Source organism: Tenuifilum sp. (assembly GCF_037481895.1).
Taxonomy (GTDB): Bacteria; Bacteroidota; Bacteroidia; order Bacteroidales; family Tenuifilaceae; genus Tenuifilum; species Tenuifilum osseticum.
This window is the reverse complement of the sequence record NZ_JBBFKU010000013.1, coordinates 23,978-41,542: the sequence shown is the minus strand read 5'-3', so window position 1 is coordinate 41,542 and position 17,565 is coordinate 23,978. Positions and strand designations below refer to the sequence as shown.

19 protein-coding genes are annotated in these 17,565 nt (G+C 44.8%); 4 read left to right on the top strand and 15 right to left on the bottom strand.

Annotated features, from left to right (window positions below; genetic code table 11):
• Positions 1–130: 130 nt before the first annotated feature.
• Positions 131–2,326, bottom strand: a complete 2,196-nt coding sequence (locus WHS63_RS05565) for a glutamine synthetase III family protein (RefSeq protein ID WP_445204242.1) — start codon at positions 2,324–2,326, stop codon at positions 131–133.
• A 349-nt stretch (positions 2,327–2,675) separates the two neighbouring features.
• Here WHS63_RS05565 and WHS63_RS05560 point away from each other — a divergent pair, with 349 nt between their 5' ends.
• The 3 genes from WHS63_RS05560 to WHS63_RS05550 all read left to right on the top strand — a co-directional run bounded on the left by WHS63_RS05560 (position 2,676) and on the right by WHS63_RS05550 (position 3,904).
• Positions 2,676–3,158, top strand: a complete 483-nt coding sequence (locus tag WHS63_RS05560) for a CDGSH iron-sulfur domain-containing protein (protein ID WP_445200237.1) — start codon at positions 2,676–2,678, stop codon at positions 3,156–3,158.
• Positions 3,145–3,369 carry a CDGSH iron-sulfur domain-containing protein gene (locus tag WHS63_RS05555; RefSeq protein WP_445200238.1) on the top strand — a complete coding sequence of 75 codons (225 nt, stop codon included), beginning with the start codon at positions 3,145–3,147 and terminating at the stop codon, positions 3,367–3,369. The genes WHS63_RS05560 and WHS63_RS05555 overlap by 14 nt, the downstream gene beginning before the upstream one ends.
• Before the next feature lie 193 nt (positions 3,370–3,562).
• Complete coding sequence (locus tag WHS63_RS05550; protein WP_445201284.1) at positions 3,563–3,904, top strand: YbaN family protein; 342 nt, start codon at positions 3,563–3,565, stop codon at positions 3,902–3,904.
• A 6-nt stretch (positions 3,905–3,910) separates the two neighbouring features.
• Here WHS63_RS05550 and WHS63_RS05545 read toward each other — a convergent pair whose 3' ends face one another.
• The 14 genes from WHS63_RS05545 to WHS63_RS05480 all read right to left on the bottom strand — a co-directional run bounded on the left by WHS63_RS05545 (position 3,911) and on the right by WHS63_RS05480 (position 16,661).
• A complete protein-coding gene (locus WHS63_RS05545) occupies positions 3,911–4,903 on the bottom strand; it encodes a D-alanine--D-alanine ligase (RefSeq protein ID WP_445198127.1) in 993 nt (330 codons plus the stop codon).
• A 96-nt stretch (positions 4,904–4,999) separates the two neighbouring features.
• Positions 5,000–5,983 (bottom strand): dihydroorotate dehydrogenase-like protein, encoded by a 984-nt coding sequence (locus WHS63_RS05540; RefSeq protein WP_445200240.1) that lies wholly within the window; start codon positions 5,981–5,983, stop codon positions 5,000–5,002.
• Between the two features lie 31 nt (positions 5,984–6,014).
• Positions 6,015–7,814, bottom strand: coding sequence for an FAD-dependent oxidoreductase (locus WHS63_RS05535; RefSeq protein WP_445204241.1), 1,800 nt, complete (start codon positions 7,812–7,814; stop codon positions 6,015–6,017).
• A gap of 22 nt (positions 7,815–7,836) precedes the next feature.
• Positions 7,837–9,030 carry an NADH-quinone oxidoreductase subunit D gene (locus WHS63_RS05530; protein ID WP_445204240.1) on the bottom strand — a complete coding sequence of 398 codons (1,194 nt, stop codon included), beginning with the start codon at positions 9,028–9,030 and terminating at the stop codon, positions 7,837–7,839.
• Positions 9,020–9,550 carry an NADH-quinone oxidoreductase subunit C gene (locus WHS63_RS05525; RefSeq protein ID WP_445204239.1) on the bottom strand — a complete coding sequence of 177 codons (531 nt, stop codon included), beginning with the start codon at positions 9,548–9,550 and terminating at the stop codon, positions 9,020–9,022. Before WHS63_RS05525 ends, WHS63_RS05530 begins: the two co-directional genes overlap by 11 nt.
• Before the next feature lie 11 nt (positions 9,551–9,561).
• Entirely contained in the window at positions 9,562–10,203 is a 642-nt protein-coding gene (locus WHS63_RS05520) for a NuoB/complex I 20 kDa subunit family protein (RefSeq protein WP_369490272.1), read from the bottom strand.
• Positions 10,204–10,231: 28 nt separating this feature from the next.
• A complete protein-coding gene (locus tag WHS63_RS05515) occupies positions 10,232–11,137 on the bottom strand; it encodes a respiratory chain complex I subunit 1 family protein (protein ID WP_445198133.1) in 906 nt (301 codons plus the stop codon).
• On the bottom strand, positions 11,138–14,263 hold the full coding sequence (locus WHS63_RS05510) for a proton-conducting transporter transmembrane domain-containing protein (RefSeq protein WP_445204238.1): 3,126 nt from the start codon (positions 14,261–14,263) through the stop codon (positions 11,138–11,140).
• Positions 14,257–14,631 (bottom strand): sodium:proton antiporter, encoded by a 375-nt coding sequence (locus WHS63_RS05505; RefSeq protein WP_369490269.1) that lies wholly within the window; start codon positions 14,629–14,631, stop codon positions 14,257–14,259. The genes WHS63_RS05510 and WHS63_RS05505 overlap by 7 nt, the downstream gene beginning before the upstream one ends.
• A gap of 2 nt (positions 14,632–14,633) precedes the next feature.
• Positions 14,634–15,335: a Na(+)/H(+) antiporter subunit B gene (locus WHS63_RS05500; protein WP_445204237.1), complete on the bottom strand. Its 702-nt coding sequence runs from the start codon at positions 15,333–15,335 to the stop codon at positions 14,634–14,636.
• Complete coding sequence (locus WHS63_RS05495) at positions 15,328–15,570, bottom strand: Na(+)/H(+) antiporter subunit B (protein WP_369490267.1); 243 nt, start codon at positions 15,568–15,570, stop codon at positions 15,328–15,330. Before WHS63_RS05495 ends, WHS63_RS05500 begins: the two co-directional genes overlap by 8 nt.
• A 2-nt stretch (positions 15,571–15,572) precedes the next feature.
• Entirely contained in the window at positions 15,573–15,914 is a 342-nt protein-coding gene (gene mnhG / locus WHS63_RS05490; protein ID WP_369490266.1) for a monovalent cation/H(+) antiporter subunit G, read from the bottom strand.
• Complete coding sequence (locus tag WHS63_RS05485) at positions 15,914–16,174, bottom strand: monovalent cation/H+ antiporter complex subunit F (protein ID WP_445198137.1); 261 nt, start codon at positions 16,172–16,174, stop codon at positions 15,914–15,916. Before WHS63_RS05485 ends, mnhG begins: the two co-directional genes overlap by 1 nt.
• On the bottom strand, positions 16,167–16,661 hold the full coding sequence (locus WHS63_RS05480; RefSeq protein WP_445204236.1) for a Na+/H+ antiporter subunit E: 495 nt from the start codon (positions 16,659–16,661) through the stop codon (positions 16,167–16,169). The genes WHS63_RS05485 and WHS63_RS05480 overlap by 8 nt, the downstream gene beginning before the upstream one ends.
• A gap of 199 nt (positions 16,662–16,860) precedes the next feature.
• On the opposite strand from WHS63_RS05480, the gene WHS63_RS05475 reads away from it, so the two are divergent.
• Positions 16,861–17,550 carry a Crp/Fnr family transcriptional regulator gene (locus tag WHS63_RS05475; RefSeq protein WP_445198139.1) on the top strand — a complete coding sequence of 230 codons (690 nt, stop codon included), beginning with the start codon at positions 16,861–16,863 and terminating at the stop codon, positions 17,548–17,550.
• The last annotated feature ends 15 nt before the right edge of the window (positions 17,551–17,565 follow it).

The following is a 17,565-nucleotide window of genomic DNA, read 5'->3' as shown; positions in this document are numbered from 1 at the left end:
ATGGCTAGCATCCAAAAACAACAATCAGTCAATCTCAATAGTATCAAAACTACTTGTGCAATTAAGTACGCCCCGCTTTACAGGGCGGGGCGTATGGAAAATCAAAAAATGTTTTAGCCGTTGAATGCTATTACCGAATGAATAGCATCTCCCTATACTTGGGCAAAGGCCACATCTCATCGTCAACAATCATTTCCAACTTGTCGATATGCGTGCGAATGCTTTCAATATAGGGTTTAACGTTTTTCCCGTACAAGTGGGCTTTTTCAACAATATCTTCAACCTGGTTGGCTTCCTTTCGGCGTTCAATCATCTCGTTAACCTGATGGCTTATGGCATGTATATGCTCGGAAATTTCCAGGATTAAAGCATGCTGATGATCGGCCAGTTTTTCCCATTCTTTTGGGAAAAGCTCCTTTAATCCCTTAACGTTGCTAATTAAGGTGTTTTGGTATGCAATGGCTGTGGGGATAATATGGTTGATAGCTAAATCGCCAAGCACGCGGGCTTCAATTTGTACCTTTTTTACAAAGATCTCGTTCCTTATTTCGTACCGTGCTTCCAGCTCGCGTTTTGTTAGTATTCCGTTACCGGTGAGAAGTTTTACAGATGAGTCGAGCAGGAAGGTCTTGAATGCCTCCAGTGGGTTGCTGATGTTAGGGAGCCCTCTGCGTGCTGCCTCGTCAACCCATTCCTGGCTGTACCCGTTGCCCTCAAAGCGTATCTTTTTTGACTCAATAATCACCTTGCGCAGGCACTGGATTATGGCTTCGTCCTTTTTAATTCCTTTGGCAATTACCTTATCAACCTCATCTTTGAACTTCATGAGCTGATTGGCCACGGCTGTGTTAAGCACAATCATTGGAGATGCGCAACTGCCCGAGGAGCCTACAGCGCGAAATTCGAATCGGTTTCCGGTAAAGGCAAATGGCGATGTACGGTTGCGGTCGGTATTGTCTAAAAGGATCTCCGGGATTTTACCAATGATTTCCAGTTTGAGTTCGGTCTTTTCGTCGGGAGTCATTTTTTGGTCTGTCACCTTTTGCTCTAGTTCATCGAGTACGGAACTTAGGGTTTTGCCGATGAAGACTGACATGATGGCTGGCGGTGCCTCGTGCGCACCAAGTCGGTGCGAGTTTGGTTCCGATGCTATACTGCCCAAAAGTAATGCGGAGTGGTCATGTACGGCTTTGATGGTATTGATTAGGAAGGTCAGGAATTGTAGGTTGTTCTTTGGTGTTTTGCCCGGTGAAAGCAGGTTAGTCCCAGTGTCGGTCATCATTGACCAGTTGTTATGCTTGCCCGAACCATTTATCCCCTTGAAGGGTTTCTCGTGAAATAGAACACGGAAGCCGTGCTGACGAGCAATGCGATCCATCAGCGACATGATAAGCTGGTTGTGATCAACAGCAAGGTTGGCCTCCTCAAAAATGGGTGCGCACTCAAACTGGTTTGGTGCCACCTCGTTATGGCGGGTTTTAATAGGTATGCCAAGCTTAAGAGCTTCAACCTCAAAATGACGCATAAAGGCGGAAACCCTTGCAGGAATTGAACCAAAGTAATGGTCCTCAAGTTGTTGATCCTTGGCCGCAGCGTGTCCCATAAGCGTTCTGCCACACAATGCAAGATCGGGCCGGGCGTTATAAAGCGATTCATCAATCAGAAAATACTCCTGCTCCCAGCCAAGCGTGGCATAAACTTTACGGGCATCCTTATCAAAGTACTCCAGCACCGAAAGGGCTGCCTTATCGAGAAGTGCAAGTGATTTGAGCAATGGCGTTTTAAAGTCGAGCGCCTCCCCGGTATACGAAACAAACACAGTGGGAATACATAACGTATTCTCTAGTATAAAGGCTGGCGAGGTTGGATCCCACGCGGTGTATCCACGGGCCTCAAAAGTATTACGGATGCCCCCGCTTGGAAAACTTGAAGCATCGGGTTCTTGCTGAACAAGCATATCGCCTTTAAAAACCTCAATGGGTTGACCTTTGATATCAATTGAGAGGAATGCGTCATGCTTTTCGGCGGTGGAACCGTTTAGCGGATGGAACCAGTGTGTGTAGTGAGTAGCCCCACGCTCAATAGCCCAGGCCTTCATGGCCGAGGCAACCTGGCCGGCAATCTTACGGTCAATCTTTTTACCCTCATCAATGGAGGTGATAATACTATCATAAGCTTCTTCCGATAGGTACTTCTTCATTTTAGGCCTATCGAATACATTGATAGCAAAGATATCGACAAGCGATTCCGCTGTGCCCTCGCCGTTCATGTCAACCGGGATGCGATTAGTTGCTTCACCGAATGCTCTAAATCTTAGTTTTGGCATAGTATGATATGTTTTTCAAGGGCAAAGATAAGAAAAAAATCAAAATAAATAGTTTTGGTATATAAAAAAAAAGGGGTATGTATGTAAAAAAAATAAATAATATTCAATATATATAAAAACAAATAGGGGGTGTGGTGTAAAAAAATAAGTATTTTGTTAAATGGTTGTAGGTTTAAAATTCTTATCAGGTATCGTCCCTTGTTTTGATGTCAGCTTTGTATTTGTTTCTTGGTAGTGGGTTGCTTGCCTTAGTGGTTTATTGTGAACACATTTATCCATTATGTATTACCTTGGGTTGGTTTTTGAACAAAGTGTTGCCGTTTTGCGTTGGTTTTTGTAAATTGCAAACATGGAAAGCGATAACAGAAAATATTCCAACGACGAAATCACTGTATTCTGGCGACCAGGGGAGTGTGTTCATGCCTCCATTTGCTACACTAAGCTGCTCTCAGTGTTTAACCCCCGTAAGCGCCCCTGGGTTAACATGAACGGTGCAAGCACAGAGCGAATTATTGAAATTGTGAATGAGTGCCCAACAAACGCACTTACCTTTATGTGGAACGATCCTGAAAAAAATAAGCAAGAGCGTTCGCACAAATGTGTTCGGGAATTTACTCCCGAGGAGGTTGAGGCGTTTGAGGTTACGCCGGTAAAGATTCAGGTAATGCCCAATGGCCCATTGTTGGTTTCAGGCGATTTTCAAATTATTGATGCCGATGGCAAGGAGGTTAAGTCAATGAAAATGGTTTCCATTTGCCGCTGCGGTCATTCAAACAGCCAGCCATTTTGCGATGGCACACATTTCAAAAAAGGATTCCGTGATAGAGAGTAGCAAAATGAACCAGCCAAAAAAAATTGCAGCAAAGCTGCATCTAAGCAAAGGAGGCCCAATTAGGGTTGAGGGGCGCTTCTTTATTGTTAACCTCGATGGCGAAAGTCTTATACCCGATAACTCCAAGGAGGTTTTCCTATGCACCTGTGGGGCATCGCGCAATAAACCCTTTTGCGATGGTAGCCACAAGGGAGGAAAGTCCAATGGGTAGGGTTATTTTGTGCCTAGGATATCTGCCCGTATGGCAATAAGCTAGAATAATCAAAATAATTATCATTTAACTTAATTAGCCAGTTGTGCCTGAACACTTTTGCTATCTTTGCATGGCATAAGTTTTAACGGGCACTAACTTGGAATTACATAAAGCAAGAAAAGCGAAAAGCCCTGTGTTAAGGGCTTTGTTTGTGATATTCGGTATAGTATCGTTTGGGTTGGGAGTGTTGGGCATCTTTTTACCATTACTACCCACAACACCCTTTATGCTGCTTAGCGCATTTCTGTTCATTCGGAGCTCGGGGAGGCTTTACCGGTGGTTAATAAACCATCGGCTTTTCGGAAAATACATACACGATTACATTGAACGCCGGTCAATTCCCCGACGAGTGAAATGGTATACTTTAGGATTGCTCTGGGCATCTATACTTACAAGTGTTGCAACACTTGATGTTGGCAACGTTATCCGGTTAATACTACTGTTAATTGCGGTTGGTGTTACCGCCCATGTGGTAAAGTTACGAAACAGCTAGCCTTCGCTACTCCCTGCTACGATTAAGGGCATCGTAGATGACCAGTGTGAAGAATTGGCGCATGTTCCCACCCATGGCCTTAACCTGCTGGGGGATAATACTTGCCTCGCTCATGCCGGGCACGGTATTTATCTCAAGGAAATAGATTTTGTCATTATTAACAATATAATCCACACGAACCACACCGTGGCATTGCAATCGATCGTATATCTTTGATGTGAATTGTTGTATGGCACTGGTTAACGATTCTGGGATTGGGGCAGGGGTAATCTCCTTCGACTTGTTTCGGTATTTTGCCTCGTAATCGAAAAACTCGGTTTCAGGGACTATCTCGGTTACGGGCATAATCATTTCTCCATTCTGGTATTTGAAAACACCGCAGGTGAATTCTCGGCCGGGTATGAACTCCTCCAGTATAATGGTTTTATCTTCGGCAAATGCTTTTTCAATGGCGGGCATTAAGTCAGAGGCCTGCTTAACCTTGCTTACTCCGTAGCTGCTGCCGCTCTCATTGGGTTTGACAAAAATGGGTAATCCCAAAGTGTCCAGAATTGCTTGCGCATCTACTTTTTGACCGCGCCTGAGCAGCAATCCCTTTGCGAGGTTAACTCCTGTTTCGCGAACTAACTCCTTGCAGTAATACTTGTTAAAGGTAACGGAAGAGTTCATAACTCCTCCTGTGGTGTAGGGAATTTGAAGCATCTCAAAGTATGCCTGAAGCAGTCCGTTCTCGCCGGGAGTGCCATGTATGGCTATCAGGGCGCAGTGGAACGATAGTTTTTGTCCATCAATATCAACGGTGAAATCGTTTTTATTGACAGGTATTTGACCTTTCTGGGGGTGTTCAAGTGTCCAGGTAGTACCTTTTACGAGTATTTTGTATGCATTGAATTGTTCGGGGTCGAGCCAACCGGCAATCTGGGTGGCGCTACGCATGGATATGTTGGCCTCCGATGAGTTACCTCCAGCCATTATGGCGATGTTGAGCTTTGTGTTCATAGTGTTTTAAATTCATTGCAAAGCTGCAAGAATTTTGGCAAAAATAAAAGAGTCGCAGGCGGAAACTGCGACTCTTTTTGAAGTAATCTTTTGTTTTTATCGGGCATCGGAGAAGTAACGCATGAACTGTGCTCTCTCGTATGCCAGCGGTTTTATGCTATCGGCTTGGCGTAGCTTGCCAGTAATGGAATTAATGGATTCAAAATCATTGGCATCTAGCCATTTACTGGTTTCCTCAATCCATGGTTCAAGTATCTCGGGGCCCGATTTGTACATAGCCGAAGCCACCTGAACCGCATTGGCCCCCAAGAGGATATTCTTGACCGCTGTTTGCCAGTCGTGTATGCCGGTTGAGGCTGCCAGGTTGCATGCAACTCGCCCTGAAAGAATGGAAAGCCATCGGCGAACCTCTGCATTTTCATCGGGATGGCTGAGTATGCTGCCTGAGGTAACCTTAAGGGTGTTCAAGTCTACATCGGGCTGGTAAAACCGGTTGAAAAGGACAAGTGCCTTAATTCCGGTCCGGGATAGTTCCACGGCAAAGTTTGCCATGCCTGAAAAGTAGTGATGTATTTTCATGGCAACGGGAACCGATAGTGTTTGTGCTACCTTGCGGGCAACATCGATGTAAATTTTCTCAATCTCATCGCCTTTCATCTTAACATCCGAAGGCATTATAAACATGTTGAGTTCAATGGCATCGGCACCGGCGGCTTGAATATCGCCTGCAAAGTCAATCCAGCTATCGGCGCTACTACAGTTGATGCTTGCAATTACCGGTATACTTAGCTTTTGCTTCATGCCATCAATTAGTTCAACATAGTTGCTAAGGGCATGCTTGCGGGTGTAGTATGCAATGTAGTCCTCGGCTTCGCTGTAGGAGTTGAACATGTTGTTCATGCGTTGGGCATCAACATCCATCATGATTTGCTCTTCAAAGAGCGATTTAACCACAATGGCGGCAAATCCATGTTTCTGGAGCAGGGCTGCTTTTTCAACCGAGTCGGTAAGTCCAGAGCTCGATGCAATGTATGGGTTCTTCAGCTTGAAGCCCATGTATGTGGTTGATAGGTCTGCCATATCGTTTTAAGTTTAAGTTGATTGACTTCTTTTACTTTTTGCCACCCAGGAACCTATCGATTCCAATGGCTGCTTTATGGCCGTTTGCAATACCATGTATAACATCGGGGCCCTGAATGATATCGCCACCCACAAAGAGCCATTCGACGCTTGACTGGAAGTAGTCATTAACTACTATTCGTCCGCGGCTGTCGAGTTTAAGATTATCCTTGATGCTCTCGGGTAGGTAGCTTAAATCCATTCCCTGTCCAATGGACTCAACCACCATTTCGCCGGCAAAGAAATCGGTTTGGGTGTCATCAAACTTGGGGTTGAAACGGCGATTCTCATCGAACACTGAAACGCACTTAACTACGTGTAAGCCTTTTATTTTGTTGTTTTCAATTTCGATTTTAACGGGTCCCCATCCGGGAATGATTGTGGCACCTTCCTCGCGGGCCTCAACAACTTCCTCGCGGTCAGCTGGCATCTCATTTTCCGATTCCAGCGAGGTGGTTATGATATTCACCTTGCCATACCTCTGGTTCTGGATTCGGGCAAGTGTTCGGGTGATATCCATGGCTACGTTACCGCCACCAATAACCACAATACTCGGGGCAGCAGGAATTTCCTTGCCCATGGTTACATCGCGGAGCAGGTCAACAGCCTGGTAAACATGGGGATGGTCAGTACCGGGAATGCGGGTGCTACGACCAAGGTGTAAGCCTGTTCCGGTAAACACAGCGTCGAACTGGTTGTGCAGTTCCTCCAGAGTGATATCCTTACCCACGGTAGTATTGCACCGGATTTCAACGCCCAGCGATTTGATATAATCAATGTCCTTGTCAAGGGCATCGTAGGGTAGACGGTACTCAGGAATTCCATAGCGCATCATTCCGCCGGGAAACGGTAATTTCTCGAAAATGGTGCACTCGTAGCCCATTAGGGCAAGGTAATGGGCAGCCGATAGGCCAGCAGGTCCAGCTCCAATAATGGCTATCCGCTTACCATTCTTGCTGATGTTCTCGGTTTCCAGAATTTGTTTGTAATTCTCCGCGGGTTGCTGGTCGGCAATGTAGCGTTTAAGCCAGCGTATGGAGAGCGGGTCGCCCTGATGCCCCACGGAGCAAACAGTTTCGCACTTATGTGTACAAATGCGGCCGCAAATCTCTGGCAGCGGGTTGGTGTCGTAGAGTATGCGTAACCCTTCGTTCAGGTCGTCGTTTCGTATTGCTTTAATGTATTCTGGAATTCCCATATGTGCCGGGCAGGTTGCAACGCAAATTCCACATTCTACGCAGCGGTCAGCTTCCTTTATGGCCTGTTCCCTGGAATAGCCGCGAACAATTTCAATGAACGACTTGTCGCGTTCCTCGGGTTTAAGCTCGGGCATGTGAACGCGCTCCTTGCTGTAGAGCTCGTAGTTTGGCCCAGGTTTCTTGTAGCCATTGGGTTCGTCGTCCCATTCTTTTTTGTCGACTCCGGGAATAAACCGGAATACATCTGGGTCTGAGTCGACCCACTTGAAGTGATTCGACATGGACAGTGAGCCTGTGGTGCAAACATCAACGCAAAGGGCGCACCAGCAACAGCGACCATAGTCGATACGGGGTCTTAACCCGCTATCACCATTTTTTGTCTCAATGCCCTCAACCGGAACCATATCGATTGCTGCATTCTGGCATATTGACTCGCATGTTCCGCACCCTATGCAGGTATCAACATCGTTCTTGTGGAAACCCCGGTATCTGGGTGCAGCCTCTCTCTTGAGGGGTTCCTTAATGGTTACAGGCTCTTTAACCACATTTTTCCATGCGGTAAAGGGGCTTATGATATCTTTTATTCGTGCCATACTTTACTTACATTTCAATAAATTACCTTTCAATTTCAGGTGGATAGGTGTGCAACGAGGTCATAAGGCCAGCCACATCGGCAAGGTTGGTATTGATTATCATTTTTTCAAGCAATGCAACGGCATGGGTGTAGCTTGGACCGCGAACATTAATACGGCGGGGGTACTCGCTGCCATCGGAAACAATGTAGTAGGCAAACTCGCCGCGTGTACATTCGGAACGGATAAAGGTTTCGCCTGCTGGTATTTGCCAGTGAAGCACATTGGGAGTGGATGCCTTAAAATCGCCACCTTTTGGCATTTTGGCCAGGATTTGGCGGATGAGGTCAACCGAAAGAAGCAGGTCGCGACGGCGGACATCGGCTCGGGTATAGATATCGGAATCCTTCCCCACAACGGGTTCAAAGTCGAGCTCGGGGTATTTCAGGTAAGGGTACTTTTTACGAACATCATCGGGGATGCCGGCCGCACGTGCGTTAGGGCCGGTAATGCCAAACTGGTAAATCCATTTAGGGTCGATATATCCCATACCAACAGTGCGTTTCTTGAAAACTGCATTGTTGAACATCACCCTGTCAATATCAACCATAAACTCCTCGATTGTTTTGAGGGTTTCTTCCATGCGTGCTTCAAATCCATCGGGCAAAAGTCCTCGAACTCCTCCGGGTATGATATACATGTGATATATACGTCCACCGGTAAGTTCCTCAAAGCGGTCGAGAACCAGGTCACGGCAGTAGTTGCTCCATTGTCCAATTATTCCCATTCCCAGCGAGCCAGCTTGTCCGCCTATCCACATCAGGTAGCTTTGCAGGCGTGCCATTTCCAATGTAAGAGTTCTAAGCCATTGGGCTGTTTCAGGAATCTCAATCCCAGCCAACTCCTCAACCCCAGCAGCAAAACAGTACTCGTTGAAGTCGGGTTCAGGAACGGTAATTCGGCAAACAATGGGGAAGCACTGAATCCATTTGCGGCGCTCCATCAGCTTCTCAAAACCGCGGTGTAGGTATCCTACGTGGGTTTCGCAATCCATAATCTCGTCGCCCAGAAGGGTTAACTCAAGCGACATGTTCCCTGTTATGCCCGGGTGTTGTGGGCCATGCCATAGCTTCACATACTTATGTGAGCTAAGGTCAATATCTACCTTGCCCTCGCTGTTAAGCGGTGGGTAAAGGCTTCTATCCTCGTTTATCTTGAACAGTTTGCTAAATTTCATCGGGGTAAAGTTTTTTCTTCATATACTCCTTTGGATCATGAGTTTCCCTTCCCGGACGAGGGAAGTAGGTTTCCTCGGCGTACTTCTTGGTATCAAAGTCGCGGCGGTAGGGTGGGATGTTGTCCCAACCCTCCAGTATAAAGGGCTTATCAACCCTTGGGCTACCGGGAAAGTCAATGCCAAACATTTCGCGGAGCTCACGCTGGTAGGTTGCAGCTTGTTCCCAAAGGTGATGAATGGTTTCCATCGTGGGATTATCCCTAGGAATAAAAGTTTTAACCATTACATCAATCCTTTTGTTTGGATTGTTAAGGATGTAGGTGAGCTGGAATTGATTTTTTTCAATCCAATCCACGGCAGTAAGCTGAACCAGATGAAGGTAGCCTTCAACCTCCTTGAGGTGAGTAACCAGTGTTACCAGTTGTTCCTTTGGAATGCTCATGTGGTAGAGCCCTTGACGCTGTGTCCACACTTCGGCATTAGGGAAAACGGTTTTTATGTTATCAAGTAGTGTGTTCATGGTCGTAACTTTTACCAGTTATAATCGGGCATATCCCAATCCTTAATTATCTTTTTCTGATTTGCCTTATACCAGTCAAAGTTTTTGGCATAAAGGTTAGCCCCTTCACCCTTGCCCTGGCGAATAAGCTCTTTCAGCTTCTCAAACCCAGCCAGAATAGCTTCGGGGCGTGGCATGCAGCCTGCAATATAAACATCAACCGGTAAGTAATGGTCGAGTCTTTTGATGGTATTGTAGCTGTCCCAATACATTCCGCCGTTTATTGTGCAACTACCTAGAGCAATAACAAACTTTGGATTTTGCATCTGCTCGTAGCTGCGGATAACCCTTTTCAGGGTTTTAACGGAAAGATATCCTGATATAATGAATACCGACGATTGACGGGGTGTGGGGCGCCACTGTATGCCAAAACGGTACGCATCGAACCGTGGGGTCATGAGCGGACGCATCTCAATGGCACCGCAACCGGTACCAAAGCCTAACACCCATAACGATTCCGAGCGGGCCCAGTTCAAAAATTTTTCAAATATGGGAAGTACCGGTTCGTGAACTTTTGGACGAGCGTCGCAAAAGTAGTCCTGAAGCGGATTTATCTCTATTGGTTCCCCATCGGGCGACATTACTGTCCTTTTCTCTAAATCACTTTTACTCATGGTTATAGTGATATTACTTATTTCATAATCAGATTAAAAGAATGGCTATAATTCCAAAAAGTAGTGGAACGCCTAAGAACCAGCGAACGCTTTGGTCAACCCTGAAGCGGGGAAAGGCAACCCCAACAAAAATTGACCATAGGTATATGAAAAAGGTTTTAATGAATAGCTCGGGCCAACTGGTTGCACCTCCATACAGTAAGTTCATGAATAGGATTAGTTTTGCCACAGGGAAAATAGCTCGGTTAAGCTGCAGCACACCTAGAAATCCAGAATGGTACTCTGTGGGTGGGCCAATAGGAATTTCCTGTGGCGCTAAAACAACATCAAAGGGAGCACGTCCCATGGAACCTAAAAAGGTGAGCATTAGAGCGGCACCGGCAAAGGGATTAGTAAAAATGGTCCAGTTCAATATACCGCCTTGTTGCGCTGCAACAATATCGCTAATATTGAGGGTATGGTACTGCATGGCTATTGATATTACTCCCAGGGTAAGAGGTAGCTCAAGTGCAGTAACCTGCGAAAGACCTCTGGAAACCCCAATTGCCGAATATGGATGTCCACCTTCACCTGCCCCTAAGGCCATACCCAATACACCAAAGAATTGAAAGAAAAGAACAAGGGTAAGGTCCCCAGCAAACGATAGATTATCAAACATAGGGGAACCATATATTACAGGAAGGAAAAAAAGAAGTCCAATTCCTCCGGTAAGTCTAAAAACTGGGCCTAAGTAGTACATTACACCATGTGTAATTTTGCTCCTTTTGGCATGATTCTTTATTAAGTCGAGGTATGGTTGATACCATCTTATACCATAACGTCTCCCAACTCTTGCTGCTATTTTGGGCATAATGCCCTGAAGAATTAGCCCGTAATTTAAAACTATAAAAAGGGTTAGCAGCAAGTATAGTATTTGTTTAATTCCAAATTCCATTTAGAATCCTCCGTTAATTAAGATGTAAACTATTACAGTAAACCCTAGGATGTGAACTAGGTAAGTTTGTCCATTACCATTGTAGATGCTCCTGATTTTATCGGCTATAGCATGTGCGCCTTCGCCAACAGCATCCCAAAAGTTGGTTATACCCGGAGCTACTAGGAATCCAACGGCCTTTTTATAGGGTGCGTAAAAGTTATATGCAAAATGGGTGGTTTCAGGGCGGAATGGACGTTCAGCAGAATATACAATATTGAACTGCTTTACCTTTTGGGCTTTCCGGTTTATGATGTACAGCCATGCAAAGACGGCACCAAAGATAAGCACCACTATGGCTAGTATAAGTTTACCATTCCAATACCCAAATGGTCCAATAGCTAATTGCCCATGCCAAACCAATGCACCTTCAGGGAAGTAGTTTAACAGAATTTGCCCAATTGGTTTTAGCATTGAGTTTGGTAGCGCTGAAAGAACCAATAGTACTGTAATTATTATATATTGAGGAACAAGCATCCAAAAAGGAGCTTCCTTGACGTTTCGGAGTTCATCCTTGGGTTGCCCCAAAAAGATAGTGTGAATAAGCCTAAAACAATACAGGAACGAGATTACCCCTGCAAAAAAAGCAATTCCGGCCTGAAAGTACCATCCGTTTTGCATGATGGCGTTGAACATTAACCATTTACCGCCAAAACCTGTTAAGGGTGGCAATCCTGCAATTACTATGATACCAATCAGTACCGATACAAACGAAAAAGGCATTTGCTTGATCAAACCACCCATCTGATACATATACTTGGTTTTGGTTCGCATTACTACACCTCCAATTGCTAAGAATAGTAAGGATTTGAACATGAAGTGTGTGACCACAATTGAAAGGGATGCTAACCAACCAAGGTGCGACATCATGGTTAAACCAAAAAGTGCATATCCCAATACGCCTATGCTTGAATATGCTAATAGCCTTTTAGCGTCTTCCTGGAATGCCGCCATCATATTACCCATAAGAGCGGTAAGAACACCTACCCAGCTTAGCGCATAAAGGACATCGATGCCAAATAGTTTTTGTGGTCCCATGCTTAGGAATAGCATTACCAATCCTAACACTCCAGCTTTCAGGAGAATTGCCGAAACCATTGGCGATACATCGGCCTCGGCCTCGGCGTGCGCGCCTGGTAGCCAAATATGAAGGCCTATTGACGCAAGTTTGGTCATGAAACCTATTGCCATTAGGGTAAATGCAATAGGAGCATAGTAATGTATGTCCTTTAATATTTCAAGCCCCATACCAGTATGGCCTAGCTGTGCAATGCTAAAACCAGCCAGGATTAAGTAGGCTCCCCCAACCGAGAAAAGGATGTAGCTTAATGCATGCTCCATCGATTTTTTACCCCTGATAATCAAGAAGTAAGAGCCTGCAGTCATTAACTCCCAGGCAAAGAAGAATTCCAGTGTGGTTTTAGCCTCGAGTAGCCCTATTAATCCAGCAAACATCATCATTACAAGCGGGTAAAATCCAGTACGTTTACCCTTAAAAGTGTATCCGGCCAGGAGAGTAATTATACCGCCAACTACAAAAATGATAAAGAAGATACTGGTTAACCCATGGAATGTATCCTGATGTGAAAAGTAGTACAACGCCATTGCTCCAATGGCTAAGGTGTTTTTGATGTAAACAGGTAAAAAGTCAACTATGTAAAGGAATGCAATGAATGCGGTAGCCATATATATAAAGGTAGATTTGTAACCTGCAATCTCTCCAAAATAAAATCCTAAAGCGTATGTCAACCCAGCAAATAATGCAGTAGGTATAAACTGATGTAGTTTGATTTTAGGGTAATTCTGTTCTACCTCGTCCCATTTGATTGCATAACCCAACCACCGGAACAGGTAAACCCCTTCAAAGAGCGACCCAAGCAGAATTATTGCTAGTAACCAGAAATGGTGGTTACTTGCCAGTTGCATTACCAGTTGCCATTTCCCAAAAAACGATGGGAATGGAGGGAATCCAACCAGAGTAAAAATAAAAGTTCCCATCAGGAAAAGGTAGATTCGATGGCCTCTAATTGCACCCCAATCCTTTAACTTATCCGCATTTACAATGCCTGCAAGCCAAAACAAACCAGCTTTAGCCAGGTAATGCGAGAGGAGGATGGCCAATGCAATGAACTTTGTATTCTCACCAAGGTAAGGTTTTAACCCTATTATGGTCATAATTAAACCAATTTGCCCTACCGATGAGTAGCCCAAAAGCCGCCTGGTGTTTTCCTGCTTAATCCCAAGCAGGTTCGATGCCATAAAGGTTATGGCTCCAATTATGCTTAGGGTATTGAAAAGGGTAAAATTTCCAAACACCATCAGCTTGTCCAGAACAAAAATTCCTGCAGTGGCCGATGCCGCTGATATTAAAGCTCCAATTCCTGGATGTGCACCTTCATACACATCTAGCGCCCATCCATTGGCTGGGAAGGGTTTTAGCTCCAAAACAATGGATAGTAGGACTAGAAAAATTGCTACATATCCACCTTTAACGTATAAAAGCGACGCCTGGCTTATAAAGTCGATATTCAGTGTGCCACCAAAGTAGTAAATGAAAACTGTTCCGAGTAGTAGCAGTCCTGAGATTAAGCCGGTGGCAATAACATACTTAAAACCTGCCGGAATCGATTTACGGTCAGGGTTAAGTATTACCAAACCCGCAATGGCAATGCTCTGTATCTCCATAAAAACAAATAGGTTGAAGAGGTCGCGAGTCATTACCATTACATTTAGGCCTAATACTAGTACTAGAAACACAATCATCATGTTTTTGCCAGCCTGCAATAGCTCTTTAGCCAGGTAGATTGCGCCAAGTAATCCAACTGTATTAATAAGAAGCGTAAATATCGATTCGGCTAAGCCCATTTGCAGGTTAATGGCAAAGGGTGGTTTAAATCCCCCGGTAAAAATCTGAACAGATTCTGTTGCATTGCCCCAGAAATGGCTTAACCAACCTGCCGATATGGCAATCATGGCTGCCAGGGCGGTGTAAACAACCCCAAGGGCTAACTTCTCCCTTTTCCCTAAAAATCCAAGCGCAAAAGCTACTCCCAGCGCTATGGAAACTATATGTATTGGGTTTACCATTTCAAATCGGTGTATGAGTTAATATCAAGTGATTTTTTCTCCCTATACATTCGCAAAACATATGCAAGCATTAGGGCTGTAACGCCCAGTCCAATTACAATTGATGTGAGAACAAGCGCTTGTGGCACAGGGTCTGCTACTTTGCTTGCAGCTTGCGACACATCTACAGCCTTATCGATAATTGGTGCGGTGCTGTTTTTAATATAAGCCATGCTAACAATCACTATGTTAAGGCCAGTATCGAACAGGCTGAAACCAATCACAATCTTTATCAGGTTTTTCTGGGTAATCATACCCCATAAGCCAACTACTATCAGCATAAAGCCTATAAGCATGGCAAGAAACTCAAGTGTAAGGTATTGCGCCATAGCTAAATCTCGTTTTGGTTTTCCTTAAGTGAATCGAGTATGCCAGTTAGCTCAGAGCCAACCTTAATGCCAATGAAAACATATATTATTGGAATGGCGCCTGCGCTTAAAAGGCTTCCGAGTTTGCCCAGTGGTAAAAAAGCGTTGTTTAGGAAACCGCTAGCCAGAATAAGGCCCAGTATTCCCATTGCAACAAATCCAACCCCTGATACCGATTCAAGAACCGATATCAGCTTGTGGTTAAACCTTGAGGTGGGTTGGGCAAGTATTATCATCATAACACCTGTGGCAATAACAGCGCCACCTTGAAAACCTCCGCCAGGGGTAAGGTGCCCATTAACAAAAATGTAAACACCCAGCATGAAAATGGTTGGCACAAGCAGGGTGGACGCTGTTTCCAGAATCTCGCTTGTTTTCCTTAGCTTGTTGGGCCTACCATTATCGGCATTCATTACTTTTAGAAAGAAGCCCACAATTGCCGCAGCAATGAACAAAATGGTGACCTCGCCTAGGGTGTCGAATCCACGATAGGTAACTACCACGGCAGTTACCAGGTTGGCTGCACCCACTTCGGCAGGCCCGTTTTCTGCGTAGTAACGCGCCAGCGGATTAAGCTCATTGCTCCCGGTAAAGTTGATTAGTAAACTGCTGATTACAGCAACAAACCCAACCAGTAGTAGCAGTAGTATTCCTTTCTTAATCATTGGAGTGTCGGATTTTGTTTAAAACGTAAAAAAAAATAATCGTGGAAAGTCCACTACCTATCGATGCTTCGGTTAGTGCTACATCGGGTGCAGCAAGTAAAAGGTACAGTACCGATGCAAAAAGCCCAACTGCCCCAGTGGCAATAATGGCCACCTTTGTGTTCTTGTGGTAGATGGCAGTTACTGCCAGCACAAGGATAACTACTCCTAGAAATATTGCAAGAATTAAACTCATAGCTATTCCTCCTTAGGTTTGTTTTCGCTTTCCACCAAGAGGTCGGCAACCGTTTTATCGGTCATTTTTGTACCCCTAAAGTGTGCTGCGCGCGAAATCACGTTCGATGAAACCGGGTTGGTGATAAGCACAAAGAACATAATGACTAGCAGTTTCCAAATCCAGGCAGGATTTACTATGGCTAGCCCAATTAGGCTAAGAATGGTTCCCAGGGTCGACGCCTTGGTACCAGCCTGAATGCGGTTGAACAGGTCAGGCATGCGAACTATGCCAAGGCCACCTAAAAATATGAAGATGGAACCCACAAGGGTTACCGATGCTCCTATAAGTTCACGTATTTCCATCACAACCCCCTTTCGATATACCTACCTATTACTACTACGCTCAGGAAGCTGAGTAAGCCGTAAACCAGAGCCACATCCAGATAGATAATTCTACCGGCAAAGTGGGAGATTAGAGCAATTACCGATATTGAGGCCACGGTCATCACATCAAAAGCAATGGTTCGGTCGGTGACATCGGGACCCTTTATGAATCGGAGCAATGCCAGCAGGATGCCCAAGGCCATGAGCACACCTGCCATAATTAGAATGGTGTTAACCATAAATCACCTCCAGCAACTTTTCGAATTTTCCCAGAATTTTCCGGCTTGCCTCTTCGGTATCAAGCGTTTTTACATCAATCCAGTGGATGTACAGCTCATCATCCTTCATGTCAATGGTAAGTGTACCTGGAGTCAGGGTGATAGAGTTTGCCAGAATCATCCGCCCTATGGGCGATTTAAGCCGTGTTTTAACCTTTACTATCCCTGGGTTTATGGGAAGTTTAGGGTTTAACACCCTAAGCGCCACATCGATGTTCGATTTTACTATCTCCCAGCTAAGCACAAAAAGGTAGATTAATGAGTAAACGAACACCTTAGGGGTCATGCGAAACCTCCCAAAAACGTTGCTATTCTTCCCGAAAATTAGGGCAAGAGTAACGGCAAGCGCCAAGCCCAATAGTAGACTTGTAAGCTCAAACGTACCGGTAAGCAGCAACCAAATCAGGAAAAGTAAAACAAACAGGTTTACTACATTTCTGATATTCATTGGTTTATAGTTTGTTTTGTGAATTAAAATAAACAGATATATAGATATGTAAAAGTAGACATGTTATTTGACTAACAAATAATTAAAGCAGTAACATATTAGGGTAAAAAGATTAAATTTGCAAAGGTTTTCAATTAACATATGTTGATAAAAACGATGATTTACATCACCGTTTCTTGAATTGTAATTTAATTAACAGATGGTTGAGTCTAAAAAATCATGCCTGCTTTGCAATAACAAGTCGGAATGTTTTAGGCAGCTGAGCGACTCTCAGCTTGATTTTGCTAATAGCAACAGGGCTGAAATATCGTACCGCAAGGGGGAGATGATTGCCAAGCAAGGGAACTTTTATACCCATATTCTTTACTTGCAAAGCGGGATGGTTAAGGTTTACAAGGAGTTGCCCGATGGCAGTAACCTTATTTTGAGCATATTTGGTGTGGGCAGCTTGATTGGTTTACCCTTCCTTTTCAAGAACCAGATTCTGGACTACTCCGTAGCTGCGCTTGACGATACAACCATATGCGCCATCGACAGGCATGCTTTTGAAAAGCTTATTCACGAGAATGGCGAATTTGCCGCCGAGGTGGTAAACCAGCTTAATCAGTGTACGCTTTACAACTACGACAGGCTGGTAAGCCTCACCCATAAGCAAATAAATGGCCGTTTTGCCGATACGCTCCTTTATCTCTCCAGAGTGGTTTACAAGGCTAATCCCTTTAACCTTACCCTTAGCCGTAAGGATTTGGCCGAATATACTGGGGTTTCGGTTATGAGCGTTATACGCGCCATCAAGGAATTTAAGAACGATGGAATTATTGATATAAGCGGTAATAGGGTTGAAATCCTTAACTTCAGTCAGCTGGAGCGGATAAGTAGAACCGGGTAATTCGTTTAGTTTTAC